Source organism: Pseudomonas marincola (genome assembly GCF_900116605.1).
Taxonomy (GTDB): domain Bacteria; phylum Pseudomonadota; class Gammaproteobacteria; order Pseudomonadales; family Pseudomonadaceae; genus Aquipseudomonas; species Aquipseudomonas marincola.
This window is the reverse complement of sequence record NZ_FPBC01000003.1, coordinates 1-20,656: the sequence shown is the minus strand read 5'-3', so window position 1 is coordinate 20,656 and position 20,656 is coordinate 1. Positions and strand designations below refer to the sequence as shown.

General features: G+C 57.0%; 24 protein-coding genes. 12 read left to right on the top strand and 12 right to left on the bottom strand.

Translation table 11 applies throughout. The features are described 5' to 3' along the window. Window positions 1–69 precede the first annotated feature (69 nt). Window positions 70–270, top strand: coding sequence for a heavy-metal-associated domain-containing protein (locus BM395_RS06350; RefSeq protein ID WP_029529721.1), 201 nt, complete (start codon window positions 70–72; stop codon window positions 268–270). 106 nt (window positions 271–376) lie between these two features. Here the strand turns inward: BM395_RS06350 and BM395_RS06345 are convergent, their stop codons facing one another. From BM395_RS06345 to BM395_RS06335, 3 genes are all read right to left on the bottom strand, one after another. Next, a complete protein-coding gene (locus BM395_RS06345; RefSeq protein ID WP_090509911.1) occupies window positions 377–2,725 on the bottom strand; it encodes a S8 family peptidase in 2,349 nt (782 codons plus the stop codon). 188 nt (window positions 2,726–2,913) lie between these two features. After that, window positions 2,914–3,897: an AAA family ATPase gene (locus tag BM395_RS06340; protein WP_010490707.1), complete on the bottom strand. Its 984-nt coding sequence runs from the start codon at window positions 3,895–3,897 to the stop codon at window positions 2,914–2,916. A gap of 103 nt (window positions 3,898–4,000) precedes the next feature. Next, entirely contained in the window at window positions 4,001–4,606 is a 606-nt protein-coding gene (locus BM395_RS06335; protein WP_010490704.1) for a DUF6088 family protein, read from the bottom strand. 364 nt (window positions 4,607–4,970) lie between these two features. Between BM395_RS06335 and BM395_RS06330 the strand changes: the two genes are divergently transcribed. Beyond that, window positions 4,971–7,541 (top strand): heavy metal translocating P-type ATPase, encoded by a 2,571-nt coding sequence (locus BM395_RS06330; RefSeq protein ID WP_069899904.1) that lies wholly within the window; start codon window positions 4,971–4,973, stop codon window positions 7,539–7,541. 87 nt (window positions 7,542–7,628) lie between these two features. Here BM395_RS06330 and BM395_RS06325 read toward each other — a convergent pair whose 3' ends face one another. The 5 genes from BM395_RS06325 to mreA all read right to left on the bottom strand — a co-directional run bounded on the left by BM395_RS06325 (window position 7,629) and on the right by mreA (window position 10,456). Then, window positions 7,629–7,763: a YHYH domain-containing protein gene (locus BM395_RS06325; RefSeq protein ID WP_010490700.1), complete on the bottom strand. Its 135-nt coding sequence runs from the start codon at window positions 7,761–7,763 to the stop codon at window positions 7,629–7,631. A gap of 107 nt (window positions 7,764–7,870) precedes the next feature. Continuing rightward, the gene (locus tag BM395_RS06320; RefSeq protein WP_090509909.1) at window positions 7,871–8,590 is read right to left on the bottom strand and encodes a TraX family protein; all 720 of its coding nucleotides are present in this window, start codon (window positions 8,588–8,590) and stop codon (window positions 7,871–7,873) included. Beyond that, on the bottom strand, window positions 8,587–9,027 hold the full coding sequence (locus tag BM395_RS06315) for a YqaA family protein (RefSeq protein ID WP_090509906.1): 441 nt from the start codon (window positions 9,025–9,027) through the stop codon (window positions 8,587–8,589). Before BM395_RS06315 ends, BM395_RS06320 begins: the two co-directional genes overlap by 4 nt. 4 nt (window positions 9,028–9,031) lie before the next feature. Next, a complete protein-coding gene (locus BM395_RS06310) occupies window positions 9,032–10,159 on the bottom strand; it encodes a nickel/cobalt efflux transporter (RefSeq protein ID WP_090509889.1) in 1,128 nt (375 codons plus the stop codon). A gap of 9 nt (window positions 10,160–10,168) precedes the next feature. Next, window positions 10,169–10,456: a metal-sensing transcriptional repressor MreA gene (mreA, locus tag BM395_RS06305; protein ID WP_090509882.1), complete on the bottom strand. Its 288-nt coding sequence runs from the start codon at window positions 10,454–10,456 to the stop codon at window positions 10,169–10,171. A 118-nt stretch (window positions 10,457–10,574) separates the two neighbouring features. Between mreA and BM395_RS06300 the strand changes: the two genes are divergently transcribed. Genes BM395_RS06300 through BM395_RS06290 form a run of 3 tightly spaced genes read left to right on the top strand, consistent with a single transcriptional unit; the run spans window position 10,575 to window position 12,394 of the window. Further along, complete coding sequence (locus BM395_RS06300) at window positions 10,575–10,934, top strand: hypothetical protein (protein ID WP_090509863.1); 360 nt, start codon at window positions 10,575–10,577, stop codon at window positions 10,932–10,934. A 47-nt stretch (window positions 10,935–10,981) separates the two neighbouring features. After that, complete coding sequence (locus tag BM395_RS06295) at window positions 10,982–11,716, top strand: HupE/UreJ family protein (RefSeq protein WP_090509861.1); 735 nt, start codon at window positions 10,982–10,984, stop codon at window positions 11,714–11,716. Between the two features lie 15 nt (window positions 11,717–11,731). Then, window positions 11,732–12,394 (top strand): transmembrane anchor protein, encoded by a 663-nt coding sequence (locus tag BM395_RS06290; protein ID WP_069899908.1) that lies wholly within the window; start codon window positions 11,732–11,734, stop codon window positions 12,392–12,394. A 130-nt stretch (window positions 12,395–12,524) separates the two neighbouring features. On the opposite strand, the gene BM395_RS06285 is transcribed toward BM395_RS06290, so the two are convergent. The 4 genes from BM395_RS06285 to bufA2 all read right to left on the bottom strand — a co-directional run bounded on the left by BM395_RS06285 (window position 12,525) and on the right by bufA2 (window position 15,035). After that, on the bottom strand, window positions 12,525–12,917 hold the full coding sequence (locus tag BM395_RS06285) for a YkvA family protein (RefSeq protein WP_010490683.1): 393 nt from the start codon (window positions 12,915–12,917) through the stop codon (window positions 12,525–12,527). A gap of 163 nt (window positions 12,918–13,080) precedes the next feature. Continuing rightward, on the bottom strand, window positions 13,081–13,896 hold the full coding sequence (locus BM395_RS06275) for an HvfC/BufC N-terminal domain-containing protein (protein ID WP_069899910.1): 816 nt from the start codon (window positions 13,894–13,896) through the stop codon (window positions 13,081–13,083). After that, window positions 13,887–14,729, bottom strand: a complete 843-nt coding sequence (gene bufB, locus BM395_RS06270; protein WP_090509856.1) for an MNIO family bufferin maturase — start codon at window positions 14,727–14,729, stop codon at window positions 13,887–13,889. The genes BM395_RS06275 and bufB overlap by 10 nt, the downstream gene beginning before the upstream one ends. A 45-nt stretch (window positions 14,730–14,774) precedes the next feature. Next, entirely contained in the window at window positions 14,775–15,035 is a 261-nt protein-coding gene (gene bufA2, locus BM395_RS06265) for a BufA2 family periplasmic bufferin-type metallophore (RefSeq protein ID WP_069899911.1), read from the bottom strand. Window positions 15,036–15,349: 314 nt separating this feature from the next. Here bufA2 and BM395_RS06260 point away from each other — a divergent pair, with 314 nt between their 5' ends. From BM395_RS06260 to BM395_RS06230, 7 genes are all read left to right on the top strand, one after another. After that, window positions 15,350–15,556, top strand: coding sequence for a co-regulatory protein PtrA N-terminal domain-containing protein (locus tag BM395_RS06260; RefSeq protein WP_010490674.1), 207 nt, complete (start codon window positions 15,350–15,352; stop codon window positions 15,554–15,556). Window positions 15,557–15,755: 199 nt separating this feature from the next. Then, the gene (locus BM395_RS06255) at window positions 15,756–17,579 is read left to right on the top strand and encodes a copper resistance system multicopper oxidase (protein WP_090509854.1); all 1,824 of its coding nucleotides are present in this window, start codon (window positions 15,756–15,758) and stop codon (window positions 17,577–17,579) included. 12 nt (window positions 17,580–17,591) lie between these two features. Continuing rightward, window positions 17,592–17,879: a hypothetical protein gene (locus tag BM395_RS06250; RefSeq protein ID WP_010490670.1), complete on the top strand. Its 288-nt coding sequence runs from the start codon at window positions 17,592–17,594 to the stop codon at window positions 17,877–17,879. After that, entirely contained in the window at window positions 17,869–18,915 is a 1,047-nt protein-coding gene (locus BM395_RS06245) for a copper resistance protein B (protein WP_090509850.1), read from the top strand. Before BM395_RS06250 ends, BM395_RS06245 begins: the two co-directional genes overlap by 11 nt. A 9-nt stretch (window positions 18,916–18,924) precedes the next feature. Next, window positions 18,925–19,788, top strand: coding sequence for a c-type cytochrome (locus tag BM395_RS06240; RefSeq protein WP_090509847.1), 864 nt, complete (start codon window positions 18,925–18,927; stop codon window positions 19,786–19,788). Continuing rightward, complete coding sequence (locus tag BM395_RS06235) at window positions 19,778–20,233, top strand: DUF411 domain-containing protein (protein ID WP_090509834.1); 456 nt, start codon at window positions 19,778–19,780, stop codon at window positions 20,231–20,233. Before BM395_RS06240 ends, BM395_RS06235 begins: the two co-directional genes overlap by 11 nt. A gap of 159 nt (window positions 20,234–20,392) precedes the next feature. Continuing rightward, window positions 20,393–20,656 (top strand): transposase (locus tag BM395_RS06230; RefSeq protein ID WP_141124079.1); only part of this gene is annotated, 264 nt, incomplete at its 3' end.

Below are 20,656 nucleotides of genomic sequence, written 5' to 3'. Positions count from 1 at the left end.
ACCTTACCATCGTGTCAAGGTCGATGCTCAGGTTACGGCATCTTTGCCGCCTAACTAACAAGGTGATTTATGTTCGTTTTACAGGTATCAGGAATGGGTTGTGGCAGTTGCGTAAGCAAGATCACAAAGGCAATTCAGGCGGTAGATGAAACCGCAAAAGTGGAGATTGACCGTGCTGCCGGTAAGGTATCGGTAGACAGCCAAGAACCCGCGGAATCTATCCGCAAGGTGATTCAGGATCTGGGCTATACCGCGCAGGTCAGCCCGTAAGAGTCGACTGGGTTGTGATCGACTCCTTTTGACACCCTCAATCCGAGCTTTTGCGAGCGATGAGGTCATGGCTTCAGGGCCATGGCCTCATTTGAAACCCTTGATCTCAGACCAGGACCGCTGCCTGTGCTTCGATCAGAGATTCCACTGCCGCGTAGAGGTCAACTTCCGTTTGCGGAGTCCTGATCGACACCACCAGACTGTACCTCACGGTGTCGTCATATCGCTGCTGCTTAACAAGCGTTTTCCACCACCCCAGTGCGGGATAGATACCAAGCATTCCCCGTCCTGCCAGTTCGGCTGCAGTACCTCGCCAGATGTCCGAGTGGAGTGAGCCTCGATGCCGTGTCTGGGTACCGAGCAGCCAGTTCGGATCTGAGCCGCCGCCCTGGTAGCCACCTTCTTCCTCATCCCGTGCACGCTTGTTGATACGCTGGCGGAACTGGTCACGGTCTTCGTTTGGGCGGCTGACATCGAAGCGTAGGCCATGCGACTCGTAGCGATAACGCCCCTTGATACCGCGTTCGGCTATACCGGGGTTTGGCTCTACGAAGTAGGAAAGTGTCACTCGCATTTCCACATCGATGTTGCCTAAGTTGAGCAGTTCCTCCTGCGGCCAGGGAAGCAGATGAAGATGCATATCCCGCGCGGTGGGCGGCTTGGTGCCCTGCCTCATGAACGGCCTGAGATGGTCCTCGACAATCATGGTCAAGGAGTCGCCAGCACTCCACAGGGCACGATTTAGGTCTGGCACGCCAAAGCCGCAGTGCTTGACCAGATTTTCGTAGCCGGCCTTGGTGCCGGCAGCAAGGAAGTCCTGCCGCATGCGATCAGGCCACTCAGCTGAGTGCACGATTAAAGCTCGTACAGTCTCGGGCCAGAACTGTGGGTAGTTCGTCGATACTTGTGCTGCCATGCGAGCTGCTAGCGCGGATGCTGCGCTGGTGGCGCTGGTCGTCGTCAAAAGCCGTTGTTCTGGTTCGTGTGCCGTGGTTACAAGGGAAAGACAGGGCTCGGTGTATGCTTGTTGCCCGTCTGTGGCCAGGTTACCTCCTTCAAACACTACATCGGGTTTCAAGGGCCAAGCCGAGTTGCTCCAGGTCCCCGAAGTCGTGCTGTATGGGCTGAGGCTGCCTGCGGCAGCGATCGGGCGCAATCCAGGGTTGGGAGGGTCGATAGTGACCTTCTGGGTGTAAGCGCCTACGCACAGTGCATTCCAGGCCTGGGCCGGATCATGGATTCCGTCGGTGGTGGTGTTATGCGGGTAGTGGGTGGCCTGGTTCTTGTCCGCATTGCCGGCGGACACGACGATAAGCCGAGGGTTAGCTCTCTCTCCCAACACGTCGGATGCGAGCTCATCAACTGCAGCTGACCATGCGGAGGGGCGGCCGCGATCTCGGTCGTCGAGGCTGGTGATCGCCATGCTGTAGACCCTGCGCACTTCCGGCTTGGCGGTATCCGGCTGGGTTACGGCGTCGATCATCAAAGCGCCGTAGGGCTCCTTTTGATTTCCCTGGGCTGCGGGGAGCAATTTCACCGACTCAAGGCGATGCTCGATCGAAATCGGGTTCTGTCCGTTGAGAGGGTCAAACAGATCACCATAAAGGGCGATTCCTGCGAGCTGTGTGCCATGACCCGTAGTATCCGCAAGACCCCAGTTGTGGTTGACGGTGTAGAGGTCATTCGCGTCAATGTGCTGAGTTAAGAGTGGGTGGCCCCGATTGACTCCGGTATCTAGAAGGCAGACGCGGATACTGCCGCCCCCTGCGGGGGTGGTTCGCTCAAGCAGGTTCTCTACCCATTCTCTTTGTTCTAGCGGCGCAAGGGCATCAAAAAATTCGGCGGTGTCCTTGGCTCTACGAATCTCGGCGACTTCATTGAGCAGCAAGAGTGACCGAGTGATGGCTGCTCGCGAGGCATAAACGTTGAGCACTGTCCGCTCAGGAAACTTCAGCTCTTTTTCGGATGTATGAAAGCCACATGCTTCGGCAACCGACTTAAAGCGATTCAGCACTGCTTCACGGCCTTCCCTGATAGGCAACCAGAATTCCCACCAAATGGTTTCGTTTTCATCTGGCGGCAACACTGCGGGATCATCAGTCCACAGGGCGTTGAAAGCTGCGACTCGGATTTCTTGGATTGGATTCAGGAGCGGAGCGTTGCGCGGACTCCCCTTGGAGGTCTCCACCTCCAGGTATTGCCTGACGAGTTTCTCAAAGGCTTTGAGCTGACCATCTGGAACGAATACCGTGGCGAAGTCAGTATTCGTGGCGGGGTCATGACGCAGGTTCATGAGCTCAATGCGCTGAGCGCCTCGGGCAAGGCCTTCGAATGCAAGCGCGTAACCAGGCTCGCTGCGGAATTCGATTTGCAGGCCGTACCCACCTTCAGACCTGTCTCCTTGTCGCATTTGCCTTTCAGATGCTTCGCGCTGCAGCTGCACTGCAGAGGCCATCTGACCGCTGACATGTTGGAGTTGAGCGAGTAGTTTTCCGCCATGAGCCCCTCGGTTTGGCGTGGGGTAGCGAGGGTCTCGTGTTGCTGATGCTGTGGATCGGAACCGTTCGGGTAGTCCCTGTCCCTGAAGATGAAAGTGAGGCCGTTGTCCGTTGATCGATTCCGTCATCTAAATGCTCTACTACGTTAGGAGTGCCGTCTCCCGTGGAAAGTCTTCCGTTCTTCAAGGTGCCTTTCCACGTCTTTGACCGCCATCTCGGTACGGTCATGAATGATCGTGTCCTTGATCGCGTCGTCTGCCGCCCTCGCAAGTTCTGCATGGCTGAGCCCCTCTGCGACCTTGCAGAGTTTGTCCCAGCTGCGAATCGACTTGGAAAAGTTCGCTAGTCGATTCTTGAGCACAGCCTTGGTCTGTTCCTGATTGGGCAGTCCGTATTCGATAACATCATCGAAGCGTCGGAACAAGGCGTAGTCAAGAATTTCAGGGTGATTGGTGGCAGCGATGATCAGGCTATTGGATTGGTCCTGCTCGATCATCTGCAGAAAGCTGTTCAGGACGCGACGGATTTCGCCCACGTCGTTGGCAAGACCACGCTGGGAACCGATGGCATCGAATTCGTCGAAAAAATAAATGCCGCGAGTATCGCGAATGGCATCAAAAATCTGACGCAGCTTGGCTGCGGTCTCACCCATGTACTTGGTGATGAGGCTATCAAGGCGGACGATGTAGAGCGGAATCCCGAGCTCGCCGGCAAGCGCCGAGGCGGTCATGGTCTTGCCGGTACCAGGTGGCCCAACCAAAAGCAGCTTGCGGCGAGGGGAGAGGCCGTGTGCGCGAATCTTCTCGAAGTTGCGCTGCTCATTGATGATTCTTCCAAGACGGGCATGAGTGGCCTCGTCCAGAATCATTTCCGAAAAGCGGGTCTTGGGAAGAGCTACTGACAGCAGGTTACTCAGCTCGCCGCGAGGCTGCCCGATGGGCACCGGCTGACCGGAAGGCAGACGATTTTTCTTGGCCGAATCAATTAGAGCCCGCAAATCTTCTGCAAGCTTCCCGTGACCCTGCTTAGCCTCATGGGCCGCCATCTGCATAGCAACGGCAAGGAAATGCGTGTCATCTCCCTTGATATGCGAGCGCAGAAGCGCTTTCAGTTGTTCGCCGCTAGCCATGGTTTCTACCTTTGCGTAGGGGTTAGTTTAATCGTTAAGACCCGCTTCTGGCCTTGAATACGTCAACTTTTATTCGCACAAGCAATCAGTGTCTGGCCTGAGTTCAACGCAATTCATTTAACATCGCGGCCCTGCCAAGGGCGGTGGCCATCCAGCTGGGAAGGCTCGCACGGACCGAACCCAGGCTTTCCCACTCCACTTCCGCTAAGTGTCGACGAAGTTTCTGGGCCGAATTTTCAGCCTGATCTTTACCCACCCAGGCCATCGCCCTGAGCGCATCCCCGGCTGGCGTCGCCCCCAATGAGAACAGCCAGTAGGGAGCGTGCTGGAAGTAAATTGTCCGGGAGCCGACTACCAACCGCTTACTGCGCCCTGTGGTCAGGTACACCTCTTTAGTAGAAGCAGCTAGCGTCAACCCCATTGATCTCGCGGCCTGTGCGCCATCGAGCGAGATGCACTGCTTACCCTGAGCGGCGATTGATTTCGCCAATGACTCTGCCGACGGTGCCCTGGTCTGGTCTTTTTCACGCACCGGCGCGACGTAAATACCGCGCGCTATTCGCATCAGTTGCCCGGCTTTAGCCAAGCGACAAAACGCCTGATCAACCGCCGCACGACTACCAAGATGAAGAAACTCCTTGGGCGCAAGAACTCCACCTTCGCTTAGGGATTGGCTGCGTTCCAAGATCGCTTGCGGGATCGATCGCATATGAAAGCTCGGCTCATATCAATGTCAGATATTTGATTACACTTCTGACATTTGAGCAATGACCGTTCGTCTTTTGTCGCCAGGATTGGGCTAACCGGCTCTTTCTCGGCTGCGCTGAACGTCACGACTGCGCGACAGCTAAAGCGGCACAGCTGCGCGCGCATGCGGAACAGGCGTGGACCAAGCAGCTGTCACCCAAAAGTTCTTAGCGTGCGGGCTCTGCCCAGAAGCAGATACGGGCTGCGGCAGTGTCGACGGCAGTTCGAACTGACGCGCCGTGAATTAAATCGCCCACAGGCCTTGACCTTCCCACACGGGGAAGCTTGAAACTTCTCCTCAACAGAAACATTCAAGGGATATTTCAATGGCTTCCGTTGCCCAACAAGACGTCAATCCATCCATGCCCTCAGTCACTCGCCTGAGTCTGCCTATCGAAGGCATGACGTGTGCCTCGTGTGTTGGCCGCGTCGAACGCGCGCTGAAAGAGGTCACCGGCGTGCAGATGGCCTCGCCCAATCTGGCCACCGAGCGCGCCGACATCACTTTCACGGGCTTGGCCGACTCGCAGGCCGCTGTGCGCGCCATCGAGAGCGCCGGCTACACCGTTCGCGAAGAGACCACCGAGCTCGCGATCGAGGACATGACCTGCGCATCATGTGTGGGCCGGGTTGAGAAGGCGCTCGCAAAAGTCCCTGGCGTGCTTGAAGCCACTGTCAACCTGGCGACCGAGAGCGCGCGGGTGCGCCACCTTGCCGGTGTCGCCTCCATCGCCGACCTTGAAGCGGCGGTCGAACAGGCGGGTTACAAGTCCCGCCGCGTGTCTGCCGAAACGCCGACTGCGGGCGATCAGGACGCCGAGCGTCGTGAGAGCGAGGCGAGGGCGCTGCGGCGCGATTTGCTTGTTGCATCCATCCTCACCCTGCCAGTCTTCATCCTTGAGATGGGCTCTCACCTCATTCCCGCCATGCACCATTGGGTGATGGGGGTCCTGGGCCAGCAGACGAGCTGGTATATACAGTTCGCGCTTGCCACCCTGGTCCTGTTCGGCCCGGGCCTGCGCTTCTTCCGCAAGGGCGTACCGGCGTTGCTGCGCATTGCTCCCGACATGAACTCGCTGGTCTCGCTCGGCACTGCGGCTGCTTACGGCTATTCGGTGGTCGCGACCTTTATCCCCAAAGTGCTCCCGCAAGGTACAGCCAACGTCTATTTCGAAGCTGCCGTGGTCATCGTGACCTTGATCCTGCTCGGGCGCACGCTGGAGGCGCGCGCCAAGGGGCGAACGTCGCAGGCGATCAAGCGGCTCGTCGGGCTGCAGGCCAAGACCGCGCGTGTCGAGCGCAACGGCGAGACGATCGAAATTGCGCTCGATCAGGTAACGACAGGTGACGTCGTGCTCGTTCGTCCGGGCGAGAAGGTTCCGGTCGACGGCGAGGTCGTCGACGGAACCTCTTATGTTGACGAGAGCATGATCACCGGCGAGCCGGTGCCCGTGTCGAAGGGAGCGGGAGCCGAGGTCGTCGGCGGTACGATCAACAAGACGGGCGCTTTCAGTTTCCGCGTAACCAAGGTCGGCGCGAACACGATGCTCGCGCAGATCATCCGCCTCGTCGAAGAAGCGCAGGGCTCCAAGTTGCCGATACAGGCGCTGGTCGACAAAGTGACTATGTGGTTCGTCCCGGCGGTGATGGCGGCGGCCGCGCTGACCTTCCTGGTCTGGTTGATTTTCGGCCCAGACCCGGCGCTGACTTTCGCGCTCGTGAATGCGGTCGCGGTTCTCATCATCGCCTGCCCTTGCGCCATGGGGCTGGCCACGCCGACCTCGATCATGGTCGGTACTGGCCGCGCGGCCGAATTCGGCATTCTCTTCCGCAAGGGCGAAGCCTTGCAGGCGCTGCGCGATGTGAGCGTGATCGCTCTCGATAAGACCGGCACACTGACTAAAGGACGCCCCGAACTGACTGACCTCGTCCCTGCCGAGGGCTTCGAATACAACGAGGTCTTGACTCTCGTTGCTGCGGTCGAAACCCGCTCCGAGCATCCAATCGCAGAAGCGATTGTCGCAGCCGCAAAGCAGGCGAATTTCGCGCTCGCACCCATCGAGGGCTTCGAGGCGACACCAGGCTTCGGCGTGTCGGCAAAGGTCGCCGGTCGGACCGTCGCTGTCGGCGCGGACCGGTTCATGACGCAGCTCGGTCTTGATGTGTCGAGTTTCCTGCCAGCCGCCCAGCGTCTTGGCGAGCAAGGCAAGAGTCCGCTCTATGCCGCGATCGACGGCCGCTTGGCGGCGGTTATCGCGATCGCCGATCCGATCAAGGAAACGACGCCCGCGGCGATCAAGGCGCTGCACGCGCTCGGGCTCAAAGTCGCGATGATCACCGGTGACAACGCTGCTACAGCCGCAGCGATCGCCAAGCAGCTCGGCATCGATGAAGTCGCTGCCGAGGTCTTGCCCGACGGCAAGGTCGCAGCACTGAAGAAGTTCCGGACCAATGGCGCGCGGGTCGCCTTCGTGGGCGACGGTATCAACGACGCGCCGGCACTCGCAGAAGCGGACGTTGGGCTGGCCATCGGGACGGGAACCGATGTGGCGATCGAGGCAGCTGACGTAGTACTGATGTCGGGTGACCTGCGTGGCGTGCCGAACGCCATCGCGATCAGCCAGGCAACGATCCGCAACATCAAGCAGAACCTGTTCTGGGCCTTCGCCTACAACGCCGTGCTGATTCCGGTCGCAGCGGGCGCGCTCTACCCGGTGAACGGCACGCTGCTTTCGCCAATCTTTGCGGCTGCCGCGATGGCTTTCTCAAGTGTCTTCGTGCTCGGGAATGCACTCCGGCTCAAGCAATTCAGGGCCCCCATGACCGCCGAAACTCGTACCGAGACGCCGATTAGCAGTACGACATCGAACAAACCACGCCTGGTGAATAGTCGTTAATCCTAGGGATCAGAAACTATGACTGACGAATAAGGAAGTTAACTGGCCGCCACAGATGAAAGGCGGCCAGCCGCTACTGGCAAATGCTTAATGGCAGTGGTAATCGCCCGTTTTGTGGTTGCGATGACAGCCTTTGGAATCCGTACCGCCGCTGTGGGCAAGGGCTGCCACGGAGGTTAAAGCGAGAACAGCAGCAATCAGGACAGCAGAAAACTTCTTCATGAGGAACTCCTTTTCAGTCTCTTGTTATATGTGACACACGTCACGCTTTAACGGTATGGCAAAAGGCCTTCATTGCGCAAGAAGGTTTCTGAAGAGAGGCATCATCACTAACTGAGCGAGCGGATCAGGTGCAGAGCTGCTAGATGGCCGGGGTAGAACCAATAGCCCCAGCGCTTGACCGGCCAAACCCTGAAATGACGCACCCGACGCAGCAGCCATAGTCCAAGCAAGGGGGCGGCAAACGCTGTAAACATGATTAGCAGCGTATAGGGCTGCACCTCCCACTCCGCGACCCATCGGCTGCGACTGTTGGCTAGTACGCAAAGTGCAGCAGGCAATAGCCACACAGGGCCGGGACGCTGAATAGCTAGTAGCAATGCTGCCGGCAGCAGAGCGCCGAAAACCCCATACATCAGGCGCTCTTGAATCAGCACAGCCACGGTTACGCCGGCCAGAGCCAGGACAAAACCGTCGCGCCCACGGTGATGCGCCCCCCAGACGATAAGCAGGCCCAGCATCAGTGAGGGCATTACATTGAGCGTGCTGCTGTCACTGGAAAGCAGGTGATAGGGCAGCTCAGAAATCACCGAAAACGCAGCCATCCAGCCCAGATAGCGAACATTGTCATCGGTGTACACCCCCCCAGATCGAGGGCGTGCGACATTGGCTGCAATCCCCAGGCAGAACAGCGGAAAGGCAAGCCGACCAATTATGAATAGCCAATCAGCCGCCTGTGGCCAGAGGTAGCGTAAGTGATCCAAGAGCATGGTCAGCATCGCCAGCCACTTGATCAGATCCAGGTTGGCGTCGCGCCCTTGCGGGCTCATCTGAGCCACCCCAGCGTAACGCCCGCCAGCAGCAGATAGCGGGCGGCCTTGGCCAGCGTCACAATCAACAGAAAACTCCAGAAGGGTTCGCGCATGACACCCGCCACAACGGTGAGTGGATCACCAATGATCGGCACCCAGCTGAGCAGCAGCGACCAACGACCGAAGCGGTGATAAGCCTGCTGGGTCTTTTCTAGTCGGCTTTCGCTGACTGGAAACCAGCGTTTGTGCCGGTAATGTTCGATAGACCGACCCAGCAGCCAATTCAGTACGGAGCCCAATACATTGCCCGTTATCGCCACCGCCAGTAGTGTCCAGACCGTATAACGGTCAGTCAGCAGCAATCCGACCAGCACCGCTTCCGACTGCATGGGTAGCAGCGTGGCGGCACCGAAGGCGGCGAGGAACAGGCCGACATAGCCGGATAACTCCAACATCACGCTAGGCGTTCAGGCCGTTCCAACCATGGACGCCGACGTAAATCCCCACGCCGATAATCAACAGGCTGGACAGGTACGGGGCCCGACGCGCCACGGTGCCAAACCAAGGCCAACGATTGGACGCTTGGCGTGCGCCGAGAGCGGCGGCGGCACCAACAGTGACTAGGGTAATGGCCAGACCAATGCTGAAGCACAGCACCAAGACGGCTCCGAGCGCGACCTCCTTAACTTGCAGGCAGAGCAGCAGCACGGTGATTGCTGCTGGACAGGGAATCAGGCCGCCCGTAAGGCCGAACATGATGATCTGGCCAGTGGTGACGTTACGGTTGCTGAAGCGCGTACGGATGTCATTGGCATGCGCGCGCTCATGGGCATCCTGATAGCCCTCTAGCGACAGCTCCAGCCCCTCCCGCTCGGTATGCGCTTTATCATGACCGTGGCTGTGCTCGCGGAACTCCAAGTCATAGTCGTGGGAGTGACCGGCATGGCCCAGGCTCAGGCGTGCGGTGAACTCATGAGGCTCGGGAATCTCGTCCAGTGACTCTAGGTAGTCACCCTGATCCGCAAAGCGAAACTGTTGGGCAAACCCATCGGGGCGAGTCGTCAGCAGGCTCACTTCAGCAGCTGGCCAGTCATGGCCAGCCAGGTTCCTCAATCGCCAGCGCGGCGGGACGCTTTCTTCGAAGATCGACAGCTCGACACGACCGTGCCCGGTGTCAATGCGGTGCGTTTCATCGTGATGTTCATGCGGATGCTCATCACCTTCCTCGAAGCGCCACATCTGCTCGCCCCGCCAGGTACGCCAAAGCATCCACACCGCGATGACAATGATGATCGCGGCAGAGGCTAGCTGGAAATACGGCTCGGTGGTTTCGGCGTCCAGGTTCTGACCGAGGTACATGCCGGCCATTGCCACAGCCCACACAATCGCAGTGTGCGAGAGCGTTGCGGCCAATCCCAGGAGCACCGCTTGCTTCACTGAACCACGAATGGCCACGATGAACGCTGCCATCATGGTCTTTGAATGCCCCGGTTCAAGACCGTGCAAGGCTCCTAGAAGGATAGCGCTGGGAAAGTACAGCCAGGCCTGCGAGGCCCCCTGTTGTAGCAGTTCGGCGAAGCTCGACATGAGAGGAACCTAGAGGTACTTGGTGATTTGCTTGAAGTCTTCAAGAGATGTGCGCTCGCCTGCCGCGAGTGCTTCGACTGTGTGCTCCAGGCAGTGGTCAATGTGATCTTGGATAAGCACACGCTTGGCCTGGCAGACGGCTTTTTCAACAGCATGCAGCTGCTGAGCGATATCGACGCAGGCCCGATGATCTTCGATCATGGTGACGATGCTGCGCAGATGGCCCTCCGCTCGCTTCAACCTTTTGACGATATCGCTATGACTTTGGTGCTGGTGGCCGTGTTCGTGATCGCTCATGCCTTGAGTCTCATGCATCAATGAATTACGCTCGCATGCTATCCCCCTGGGGGGGATACGGTCAAACCGACAGCCTCTCCAGATAAGCCGCCCGCTTAGGTATCGAAAGAACCACGACATGCTCAGCCACCCCGTCAGCACCAAGGTGATTTTTGCCCTTGCTCTCGCCATCATGATGGCTTGGGCAGGACATACCTCTGCGCTGTTTATGGGATCGAGCCAGCAGGCTTGGGATGGTGGCGACACCGATCATTCGCATACCCATGGTGACGAGGCGCTGGCCTGTGCGGCGTACCGGGCTCACTGCCACTCGCCTCAGACCGCCGACCATCTGCATGAAACACCGCACCTGACCACGCTGCTGAGTATCACCACACAGCCAGATCGTGCGCAGCCGATAGAAGCCCTTCGCTACTCCATCCCCCCCAGCCCGATCTTTCTGATCGAACGGCCACCACGTCCCATATTCGTGCTCTGACACTGGCCGCCGTGCGGCCCAAGACCACTGCAATTTAGGACTCAACCATGCATTCGCTATTTATGAGCGCAATGGACGCATCGACCGTGCGCCCGAATCGCTCGTTACTACTGTTGCTGCTGTTCACGGCATTGCTGTTTCTCGGCATGCCTGACGCACTGGCCCACGCTGTTGCCGAGGGCGACAAGGGTTTTATCCAAGAAAGCTCGGGGGTGATGGCGCTGCCGTTCATCTACATGGGCGCAAAGCACATGATCACCGGCTACGATCACTTGCTGTTCCTCTTCGGTGTGATCTTCTTCCTCTACCGCCTGAAAGACGTATGGCTCTACGTCACCCTGTTCGCCGTGGGCCACACGGTGACGCTGCTGCTCGGCGTATTGGCGGAAATCAGCATTAGCTCATACGTGATCGACGCCATCATCGGTTTCTCGGTGGTGTACAAGGCATTGGATAACCTGGGCGCGTTCCAGCGCTGGTTCGGTCATCAGCCGAACACCAAAGCGGCCACGCTGATATTCGGCTTGCTGCATGGCTTTGGTCTGGCGACCAAGATTCAGGAGTACGAGATCTCGGCAGATGGCCTGATCACCAACCTGATCGCCTTCAACGTCGGCGTCGAGATTGGCCAGCTGCTGGCCCTGAGTGCCATTCTGATTGTTATGGGCTACTGGCGTCGTACCGCCAGCTTTTGGCGTCATGCCTACACCGCCAACGTCGCCATGATGAGCGCCGGTTTCCTCTTAATGGGTTACCAGCTCATCGGCCTGATCGTGTCTTAATAAGGAATTCTCAACATGTTCAATACCAAGCTTCCAACCTACAGCGAATTGCCGACCAGCCGCCAACTGCTGCGCTCCACCGTGATCGCCGTGAGTGTTGCCGCTGCCTTGCTGGTCACCGTGGTTATGCCATCGGAATACGCCATCGACCCAACTGGAGCTGGCCGCTTGCTCGGCCTGACCCAGATGGGCGAATTGAAAATAACCCTGGCCGAAGAAGCGGCAACGGATGCAGCTGTTCAGCCAGCGACGGCACCAGTCGTACAGGCCCCCGTGCCTGCTCAGCCGGCACCTCAACAACAAGTTGCGGCAGCAGCCGTGGCGGAGCCGGCAGTAGAGCCTCAGCTAACCCTGAAGTCCGATGAGATGACTGTCACGCTGAAGCCGGGCGAGGCTAGTGAAATCAAGCTGGAAATGCTGGACAAGGCCACGATCAGCTACGAGTGGACGACAAATGGCGTACCGGTCAACCACGATACCCACGGTGAGCCCTACAACGGCCCGAATGGCTACTTCCACAGCTACAGCAAGGGTAAACAGGTTAAAGGCGACAAAGGTGAATTCACCGCCATCTTCGACGGCACCCACGGCTGGTTCTGGCGTAACCGCAGCAACAGCGACGTGACCATCACGCTCAAGACCAAGGGCGAATACCTGAGCGTCAAACGAGTTATTTAAAACACGCAGCAATGCTGGGCGTTGATGTCCTCAACGCTCAGCGAACTAGTCGGAAACCACCAAGATTTTACACACTCAACACATCAAGTAGTTTCACTCATGAGCCCAAATGTCGGAGTGCAACCCCGACTCAGTAGCGGGTGTAAAACTTCCAGAGTCCGGCCAACAGTGCCAACCAGAGCAAAATGATCACTATTGCTGCGACTCGACTTACCGGACGCGGTTGCTGGGTCTTTTCCCACGCTAGGGTCAGCTGCCGGCATTCCTCCAGTACAGCCGCAGGCATCAGCTTGATTACTATCCAGATACCCAAAGGTAGCAAGATCACATCGTCCAGGTAGCCAAGGATCGGAATGAAGTCTGGAATTAGATCGATGGGGCTCAGGGCATAAGCGACTACGATGATCGCTACCACTTTCGGCAACCATGGCGTTTGCGGATGCCGGTAACTAAACCACAACATCATCACCTGCCGTTTCAGGGCCTTGGCCCAGCCGCGAACTCGTTGCAATACGTTGCTCACTTTCGAGAAACCGGATCAGAGCGGAAGTACCGGTGGACATCAATAACGCCGCCACCGTAAACGCTATCACTGGCGATACAGCTGTCCAGAGTACACCCACCAACGTGCTTGAAATGAACTTGGCTGTGTCGTTGACCATACCCCTTGCAACGTAGCGATCAGCTCAATTCAGAAAAATTGTGTCCGAAGTTCCTATTCGGCATGTACGTACCAGAAGCCCATCGCTGATCCAGCTTTTAAGCCAGATAGCAGCTTGCAACGGTGACTGTTCGCCATGCGTACTTAGCAGGTACTCACACATCGAAGCGAACGAGCCTCCATCGGTGAGCAACCGCAAAGCCGAGGCTTCACTTGGCTCTAGAGTGCGGTACTGACACACCAACTTATGCCGCCAAACCAGGCAGTTCATGGGGGCAGACAGAACAACAGCATCAGGAATACCGATTTCTGCCTTGGCGGACTTCCACATATCCACCGTGTTGTGCTGTAGCTGCAACCAACAAACTGAGGGGATGAGACACGCCCGTAGACTGACCCAGTCATCGGCGGAAAAACCACCCATCACATCCAGCGACAGCGGTACTGCATCGGGTGCGTCGAAGGCCAGCGTAAAGGTCCACTCAAGTGTGGCGAGTTCCAGCATAGGAGAGCGCTGTGGCTCGGCAACATAACCACGGATGAACTCTGGCAGCTTTTCACCCAGCCAGCGCAAACTGAAATGTCTTGGCGGCCACGCACTGATGTAAGCCAACGCCAGCTGTTCGAATGATTCGTCACCCATCCAGCGATGTAACGCTGGGAAGTCTTCCCTCATGACGCCAAGAAGCCTGGCGCGATAAGCGTTGTGGTAAATCATCAGGCCATCTGTGGCAGGCAGCGTATTGCTACCTTGGATCTGCTCCAACAGCCCAGGTGGGATCGCGCTATCGCCTGTGGCCAGGTAACGCTCCAGCGCTTCCTGCTGAGCACTCAGACGCATGGTGCGGCAGCCCCTAGAACTTTGGCGGAGATAGAGCGCGCCTTGGACAACTCAGCTAAGAGCTCGTCAAAAGGCGGGAAATGATCATCTCGCTCAATCAGGGTGGCAGTAGCACCCAGGTAGTTCAACGCTTCGCCGTACAGGGCCCAAACCGGACCGGCAATCGGCTGATCGTGGGTGTCGATAAGATAGTGACCGTAGTCGCTATGGCCGGCTAGGTGGATCTGGCGAATCCGCTCACGGGGCAGCTCCATGATGAATTGCCAAGGGTCGAATCCCTGGTTGCGTGAACTGACGTAGACATTGTTCACATCGAGCAATATCTCGCAGCCCGTCAGGCTACTCAGCTCGGCCAGAAACTGGGACTCGCTCATGCAGGACGTTTTCCACTGCACGTAGGCCGACACGTTCTCAAGCACAAGAGGTCGTTGCAATATATCTTGAACCAGCCGAACCCTTGATGCGACATGCAGCAGGCTCTCTTGGGTGAATGGCAGTGGAAGTAGATCATGCAGCTGGTGAGCACTGCCCCTGCTCCAACACAGATGATCAGCAACCCAGCGGGGCTGAACTCGGTCGGCTAGATTTTTCAATTGCCGCAAGTAGTCAGCGTCGATCTCATGAGGACCGCCAATCGACAGGGAAACCCCGTGCATAACCAGCGGATATTGCTCTTTGATCGCATCGAGGAAGTAGAGAGCTTTTCCCCCTCCGACCATGTAGTTCTCGGAGATGATCTCGAACCAGTCGACTGCGGGACGTTGCTCCAAAATCTGCTGGTAGTACTCGCTACGCAAGCCCAAGCCAAAGCCCAGCATGTTGCTTTTACTCATTAGAACTCCGAGTCAAGGGAGTGACTTGCACTCCCTTGGATGGGCTTACTCGCTGGTTTTACCGCCGGCCTCATCGCATTTTTCTTGGGTCATCAAGTTGAAGCCTTGACCTTTACATTCTCCCTGGCCTTTGCAGGCGTTCTTTGCAGTCATGCAATCGTTTTGGCCTTTACAGCCATTCACACCAAAGCATTTTACTTCGGCAGTTTTCGCATCCTGAGCCGCTTGTGCAGGTAGGATGGCAAATAGGCTGGCGGCAACGAGTGCCAATGCGGCACCGGTAGCAACGGTATTTGTGGTCGACATAGTGGCAATCTCTCTTGAGGGTTATGTGGAGGTCAGGACTATTTAGTGCCACTGACCCGAAGAAGCTTAGGCATCGCTGCCAGGCATGCCATAAAACGAATCCGCACAGGCTTCATTAGCGGGCATGAACAGACACTACAGAGCCCTGCAGAGTCTCCACAAGAAAGAAGTAGCAACCTGACAGAACTGTAATGTTCAGCTCAGGTTTATGACAGGGCACTCTGGTTAAGGTTACTTCGAGCCTGAAGCTCAATGCCTGATGGCGACCCAATCAGGGTCACTAGGCTAACTGAACTAAATCGAGGACTGTCCAGATGAAATCAATTAAATCCCTGTTCGTGGTTATCGCGCTTGCCGCGTCTTCGTTGGCAATGGCAGAAGGCGGTGCTGACCGTACTTTTGCGCGCATGGAACAGGCCAGCAAGGTCTCGATGGAAGCCTATCAACTGGCCCAACAACAGAAAAACGAGTCGCCGGTAGCTGGTACTAAAGCCAAAACAGCCGATCACGCCAACTGCTAGTTCGCGGTCAACCTGACAGAAATGTAATCACTTAGCCGGTTGAGATATGGCAATTTCTCAAGCTCGCTGTCGCAACGATTTGAAAAATCACGACAGTGGGCAAGGCTGATAGGGAAACCCCTCCCAGGATGAAACTAACAATCAACCTGACGTCACGGTTGGTTACCCCTGGTTCCTCCAACTGATTGGATATAACGGTATGCACTGCAAAACCTCAAGACGAACCTTCGTTAAAGGCTTGGCCGCCACCGGCATTCTCGGAGGCCTTGGCTTGTGGCGCACTCCCGTTTGGGCGGTGACCAGCCCAGGTCAGCCCAACGTATTGACTGGCACCGACTTCGACTTGTTCATTGGTGAAACGCCAGTAAACATAACCGGCGCAACCCGGACCGCGATGGCTATTAACGGGTCTATTCCAGGGCCAATTTTGCGCTGGAAGGAAGGTGACACCGTCACGTTGCGGGTGAAAAACCGCTTGACCGAAGACACCTCGATTCACTGGCACGGCATCATTTTGCCCGCCAACATGGATGGTGTACCTGGCTTGAGCTTCCACGGCATCGCGCCCGATGGCATGTACGAGTACAAGTTCAAGGTCAATCAAAACGGTACCTACTGGTACCACAGCCACTCAGGGTTGCAGGAGCAGATTGGCGTTTACGGCGCTTTGGTGATTGATGCCAAAGAGCCTGAGCCATTCAGCTATGACCGTGACTACGTGGTGATGCTGACTGACTGGACCGATGAAGACCCAACCCGGTTATTGGCCAAGCTCAAAAAGCAGTCGGACTACTACAACTTTCATAAACGCACCGTTGGCGACTTTATCAACGACGTCAGCGAGCAAGGTTGGTCGGCAACAATTGCAGATCGCAAGATGTGGGCTGAAATGAAGATGAGCCCCACCGATCTCGCCGACGTCAGCGCCTATACCTACACCTACCTGATGAACGGCCAGGCACCTAATGGCAACTGGACCGGTATCTTCAAGCCGGGTGAAAAGCTCCGTTTGCGCTTTATCAACGGTTCGGCGATGAGCTACTTCGACGTACGTATCCCCGGCTTGAAGATGACCGTGGTGGCCGCCGACGGCCAGTACGTAAGCCCGGTCAGTGTCGACGAGTTCCGTATCGCCGTTGCCGAGACCTACGACGTGATTGTCGAGCTCGCCGAGCAAGAGGCTTACACCATTTTTGCTCAGTCCATGGATCGCACCGGCTATGCCCGCGGCACTCTGGCTATACGAGAGGGCTTGAGCGCTGCAATACCCGAAACGGATCCTCGCCCCCTGATCGCCATGGGCGACATGGGTATGGATCACGGCAGCATGGCGGGTATGGACCATGGCAGCATGCAAGGCGACATGAGCGGCATGGACCACAGCAAGATGGCTGGCATGAGCCCTGGTGCCATGCAAGGTGACATGGCGGGCATGGATCACAGCAAAATGGCCGGCATGGACCATTCAGGTATGGCGGGGATGGGCGCAGGCGCATCAATGCAAGCGCACCCAGCCTCTGAAACCAATAACCCGCTGGTCGACATGCAGACCATGACCCCAACCCACAAGCTGGACGATCCGGGCATCGGATTGCGTGGTAATGGTCGTCGCGTGCTGACCTATTCCGACTTAAAAAGCACCTTCCCCGATCCGGATGGCCGTGAGCCCAGCCGAGCCATTGAGCTGCACCTCACCGGGCACATGGAGAAATTTTCTTGGTCATTCGACGGCATCAAGTTTTCGGATGCCGAGCCGTTGCGCCTTAAGTACGGCGAGCGCGTGCGCATCACGCTGGTCAACGACACCATGATGACGCACCCCATCCACCTTCACGGCATGTGGAGTGATCTGGAGGATGCGAACGGCAACTTTATGGTTCGAAAACACACCATCGACATGCCGCCAGGTTCCAAACGCAGCTATCGAGTAACGGCTGATGCATTGGGTCGCTGGGCCTACCACTGCCACCTGCTACTCCACATGGAAATGGGCATGTTCCGTGAAGTTCGTGTGGATGAGTAAAGGAGATATCTGATGAGCACTTTTATGAAGCGAAAAGCCCTGGTTGGCAGCGCTGTTATGTTGAGCCTTTCGGCTGTTCTGTATGCTCCGCTGTCATTGGCCGGTGCAGGTCACAGTGAGCACGAACAACACGCGACTCAAGCCCCTGCGTCTGAAGCCGCAAGTGAAAAAAATACCGCGCACGCGAAAGAAAAGGCTGCGGCTAGCCAGCAAATGGATCATGGCGGCATGGACCACGAAAACATGATGGATAAGCATGGCGGCAGCGAAGCCGAAGCAGGTTCGAACCATGACCACTAGGCTTTTACACCCGTCCCTAATAGCACTGGCAGTGTCGCTGAGCGTGCTTAGCAGCGGGTTAACTCACGCTGCAGAGGAAATGGATCATTCGGCCATGGGCCACGGTTCCATGCCGATGGACCATAGCAAGATGAACCACGGCTCTACCAAAGAACCGATGCCGGGCATGGATCATAGCCAGATGGGTCACAGCCAAAGCCAGCCCCCCAAAAAAGCTCCGGCTATGGACCACAGCAAGATGGGTCACGGCGCCATGCAAGGGCAGATGGAGGGTATGGATCATACAAAGATGAACCATGGTTCCGCTGAAGCCCCGAGAACCACCAGTCGCACGCCTATCCCGGTACTGACAGATGCGGATCGTGAAGCAGCGTTCCCGCCTTTGCTAGGCCACAAGGTTCACGACAGCGCCATCAACAGCTTTTTCCTGCTCGATCAGCTCGAATACCAAGATGCCGATGAAGGCAGCACCTTGGCTTGGGATGCGTCCGCTTGGATCGGCGGAGACATCAATCGTCTCTGGCTGCGCTCCGAAGGTGAACGCACCAATGGCGTCACTGAGGATGCTGAATTGCAGGCCTTGTACGGGCGCTCGATTGGTCCTTGGTGGGATGTGGTCGCGGGTGTTCGCCAAGACTTCAAGCCAGAGACGCCACAGACTTGGGCCGCATTCGGCATCCAGGGTATGGCGCTGTATGCCTTTGAGGCGGAGGCCACTGCCTTTGTCGGCGAGAACGGCCAGACGGCTGCGCGCTTAGAGGGCGAGTACGACATCCTGCTGACCAATCGCCTAATCCTTCAGCCGACCGCTGAAGTGAATTTCTACGGCAAGAACGATTCGGAGCGAGGAATCGGCTCCGGTCTGGCCAACGCCGAGGTCGGTCTTCGACTGCGTTACGAGATCATTCGCCAGTTCGCACCCTACATCGGCGTTTCCTGGAGTCGCTCCTACGGTAATACCGCCGATTTAGTGCGCGATGAGGGCGGGGATGTTGAAGAGGCACGCGTGGTTGCCGGTATTCGGATGTGGTTTTGAGAGCCTGACATGAAAAGAACAATTAAAACCTTAGTGGCGGCGGGTGTCGTCGGAAGCGCTGCATTAGTTGGCGGTGCCTACTTGGGCTTGGTCAACGTGGGTGCCGATGACCCTCACTTCCCGGCAGTACATGCTTTCCTGGCAATGGCCAGAGACCGCTCTATCGAAGTGCGGTCAAAGGATATAGAAGTACCCAACCTCAATGATGACGCGCTTATAAAAACCGGAGCTGGCAACTACAACTCTATGTGCATCGGCTGTCACTTGGCACCGGGTGTTGCTGAAACAGAACTCAGCCAATCGCTGTATCCCGCTCCGCCGAACCTGACCAAGGTTGGCATCGATGGCAATCCAGCCGCTGCATTTTGGGTGATCAAGCACGGTATCAAGGCCACAGGCATGCCGGCCTGGGGTAAGAGCATGGGTGATCAGTACATCTGGGGCATGGTCGCGTTCCTCGATCAACTGCCGAAAATGGATGCTGGGCAGTATCAAGCCCTAGTTGCATCGAGCGGCGGTCACGATCATGGCGGCGGTGAGACCCAGATGCATAACCACGAAGGTCAACATGGAAGCGCCAAGGCGGATCATCACGCCGAGCCGGAAGCTGCGACGGATCATCATGCTTCGGATAGTTCAAAGGCGAACGCAGGTGCCGATCATCACGGTGATTCGTCGAGCAGTGCAGATCATCACGCAGCAGATATGACGCCATCAGGCAGCGGCGCAGACCACCATGAGACGGATGGCCAAACAGCGGAAGGTGCTGCTGGTCATCACGAAACAGAGCCAGCTCAAAAGGAGCAGACCCCGGCCGCTGCCCCCAATACTCACACCCATGCCGATGGCAAAGAGCACCTTCATGACAGCTAAATGTAAAGGAGCGCAGGTGGCGATGTTGGCCGCCTTGTTTATGGCCTCGGCAGTTCAATCAGCTGATGCCCTGACAATCGACGTGCACCGTGATGCAAATTGTGGTTGCTGCAAGAAGTGGATCTCGCACTTGGAAGCGAACGGCTTCAAAGTCATCGACCATGTCGAGCGCGATATGACTTCTGTGAAGCAACAACTCGGCGTTGCACCACGACTGGCGTCCTGCCATACCGCCGTGATCGACGGCAAATTCGTCGAAGGTCACGTACCAGCAGCGCAAATCATCGAACTCTCCAAACGTGATGATCTGGCTGGTATCGCCGTTCCCGGCATGCCGGCAGGCTCACCTGGTATGGAAATTGGTGGTACGCAGCATGCCTATCAGGTTATCGGGTTTACCAAGGCCGGTACTGACCAAGTTATTGCCGACTACCCCGCGAAGTAATACTCCTAGCTAGAACCGAGCACTCAGGCTTTCCATTTAAAGGTGAGTGCCCGGAACCACGAGTTCTCACTCCTGTGCCCTCGTTCACCCTCAATTGTAGTGGTCTAATGAAACCGGACACTCATTTAGGCGAGAATACTCGCCAGAACGAGGTGTCATATGACCAAGCAACGCCGTACCTTTTCCCCTGAGTTCAAACGCGAGGCTGCTGACCTCGTGCTCAGTCAAAACTACAGCTTCATCGAGGCCAGTCGCTCACTGGGTATTGGTGAGACGGCTCTGCGTCGTTGGGTCGATCAGCTCCAGCAAGAGCGAACAGGCTTGACACCTAAAAGTAAGGCGCTGACTCCGGAGCAGCAAAAAATCCAAGAGTTGGAAGCTCGGATTGCTCGGCTCGAGCGAGAGAAATCGATATTAAAAAAG

Coding starts and splice junctions, on each gene's coding strand:
- BM395_RS06315 (WP_090509906.1), bottom strand. CDS start 9,027: ATGTTGGAGTTATCCGGCTATGTCGGCCTGTTCCTCGCCGCCTTCGGT.
- BM395_RS06260 (WP_010490674.1), top strand. CDS start 15,350: ATGAAATCAATTAAATCCCTGTTCGTGGTTATCGCGCTTGCCGCGTCT.
- BM395_RS06330 (WP_069899904.1), top strand. CDS start 4,971: ATGGCTTCCGTTGCCCAACAAGACGTCAATCCATCCATGCCCTCAGTC.
- bufA2 (WP_069899911.1), bottom strand. CDS start 15,035: ATGTCGACCACAAATACCGTTGCTACCGGTGCCGCATTGGCACTCGTT.
- BM395_RS06275 (WP_069899910.1), bottom strand. CDS start 13,896: ATGCGTCTGAGTGCTCAGCAGGAAGCGCTGGAGCGTTACCTGGCCACA.
- BM395_RS06235 (WP_090509834.1), top strand. CDS start 19,778: ATGACAGCTAAATGTAAAGGAGCGCAGGTGGCGATGTTGGCCGCCTTG.
- BM395_RS06335 (WP_010490704.1), bottom strand. CDS start 4,606: ATGCGATCGATCCCGCAAGCGATCTTGGAACGCAGCCAATCCCTAAGC.
- BM395_RS06240 (WP_090509847.1), top strand. CDS start 18,925: ATGAAAAGAACAATTAAAACCTTAGTGGCGGCGGGTGTCGTCGGAAGC.
- BM395_RS06325 (WP_010490700.1), bottom strand. CDS start 7,763: ATGAAGAAGTTTTCTGCTGTCCTGATTGCTGCTGTTCTCGCTTTAACC.
- mreA (WP_090509882.1), bottom strand. CDS start 10,456: ATGAGCGATCACGAACACGGCCACCAGCACCAAAGTCATAGCGATATC.
- BM395_RS06320 (WP_090509909.1), bottom strand. CDS start 8,590: ATGAGCCCGCAAGGGCGCGACGCCAACCTGGATCTGATCAAGTGGCTG.
- BM395_RS06345 (WP_090509911.1), bottom strand. CDS start 2,725: ATGGCCTCTGCAGTGCAGCTGCAGCGCGAAGCATCTGAAAGGCAAATG.
- BM395_RS06290 (WP_069899908.1), top strand. CDS start 11,732: ATGTTCAATACCAAGCTTCCAACCTACAGCGAATTGCCGACCAGCCGC.
- BM395_RS06255 (WP_090509854.1), top strand. CDS start 15,756: ATGCACTGCAAAACCTCAAGACGAACCTTCGTTAAAGGCTTGGCCGCC.
- BM395_RS06310 (WP_090509889.1), bottom strand. CDS start 10,159: ATGTCGAGCTTCGCCGAACTGCTACAACAGGGGGCCTCGCAGGCCTGG.
- bufB (WP_090509856.1), bottom strand. CDS start 14,729: ATGAGTAAAAGCAACATGCTGGGCTTTGGCTTGGGCTTGCGTAGCGAG.
- BM395_RS06340 (WP_010490707.1), bottom strand. CDS start 3,897: ATGGCTAGCGGCGAACAACTGAAAGCGCTTCTGCGCTCGCATATCAAG.
- BM395_RS06245 (WP_090509850.1), top strand. CDS start 17,869: ATGACCACTAGGCTTTTACACCCGTCCCTAATAGCACTGGCAGTGTCG.
- BM395_RS06300 (WP_090509863.1), top strand. CDS start 10,575: ATGCTCAGCCACCCCGTCAGCACCAAGGTGATTTTTGCCCTTGCTCTC.
- BM395_RS06250 (WP_010490670.1), top strand. CDS start 17,592: ATGAGCACTTTTATGAAGCGAAAAGCCCTGGTTGGCAGCGCTGTTATG.
- BM395_RS06295 (WP_090509861.1), top strand. CDS start 10,982: ATGCATTCGCTATTTATGAGCGCAATGGACGCATCGACCGTGCGCCCG.
- BM395_RS06350 (WP_029529721.1), top strand. CDS start 70: ATGTTCGTTTTACAGGTATCAGGAATGGGTTGTGGCAGTTGCGTAAGC.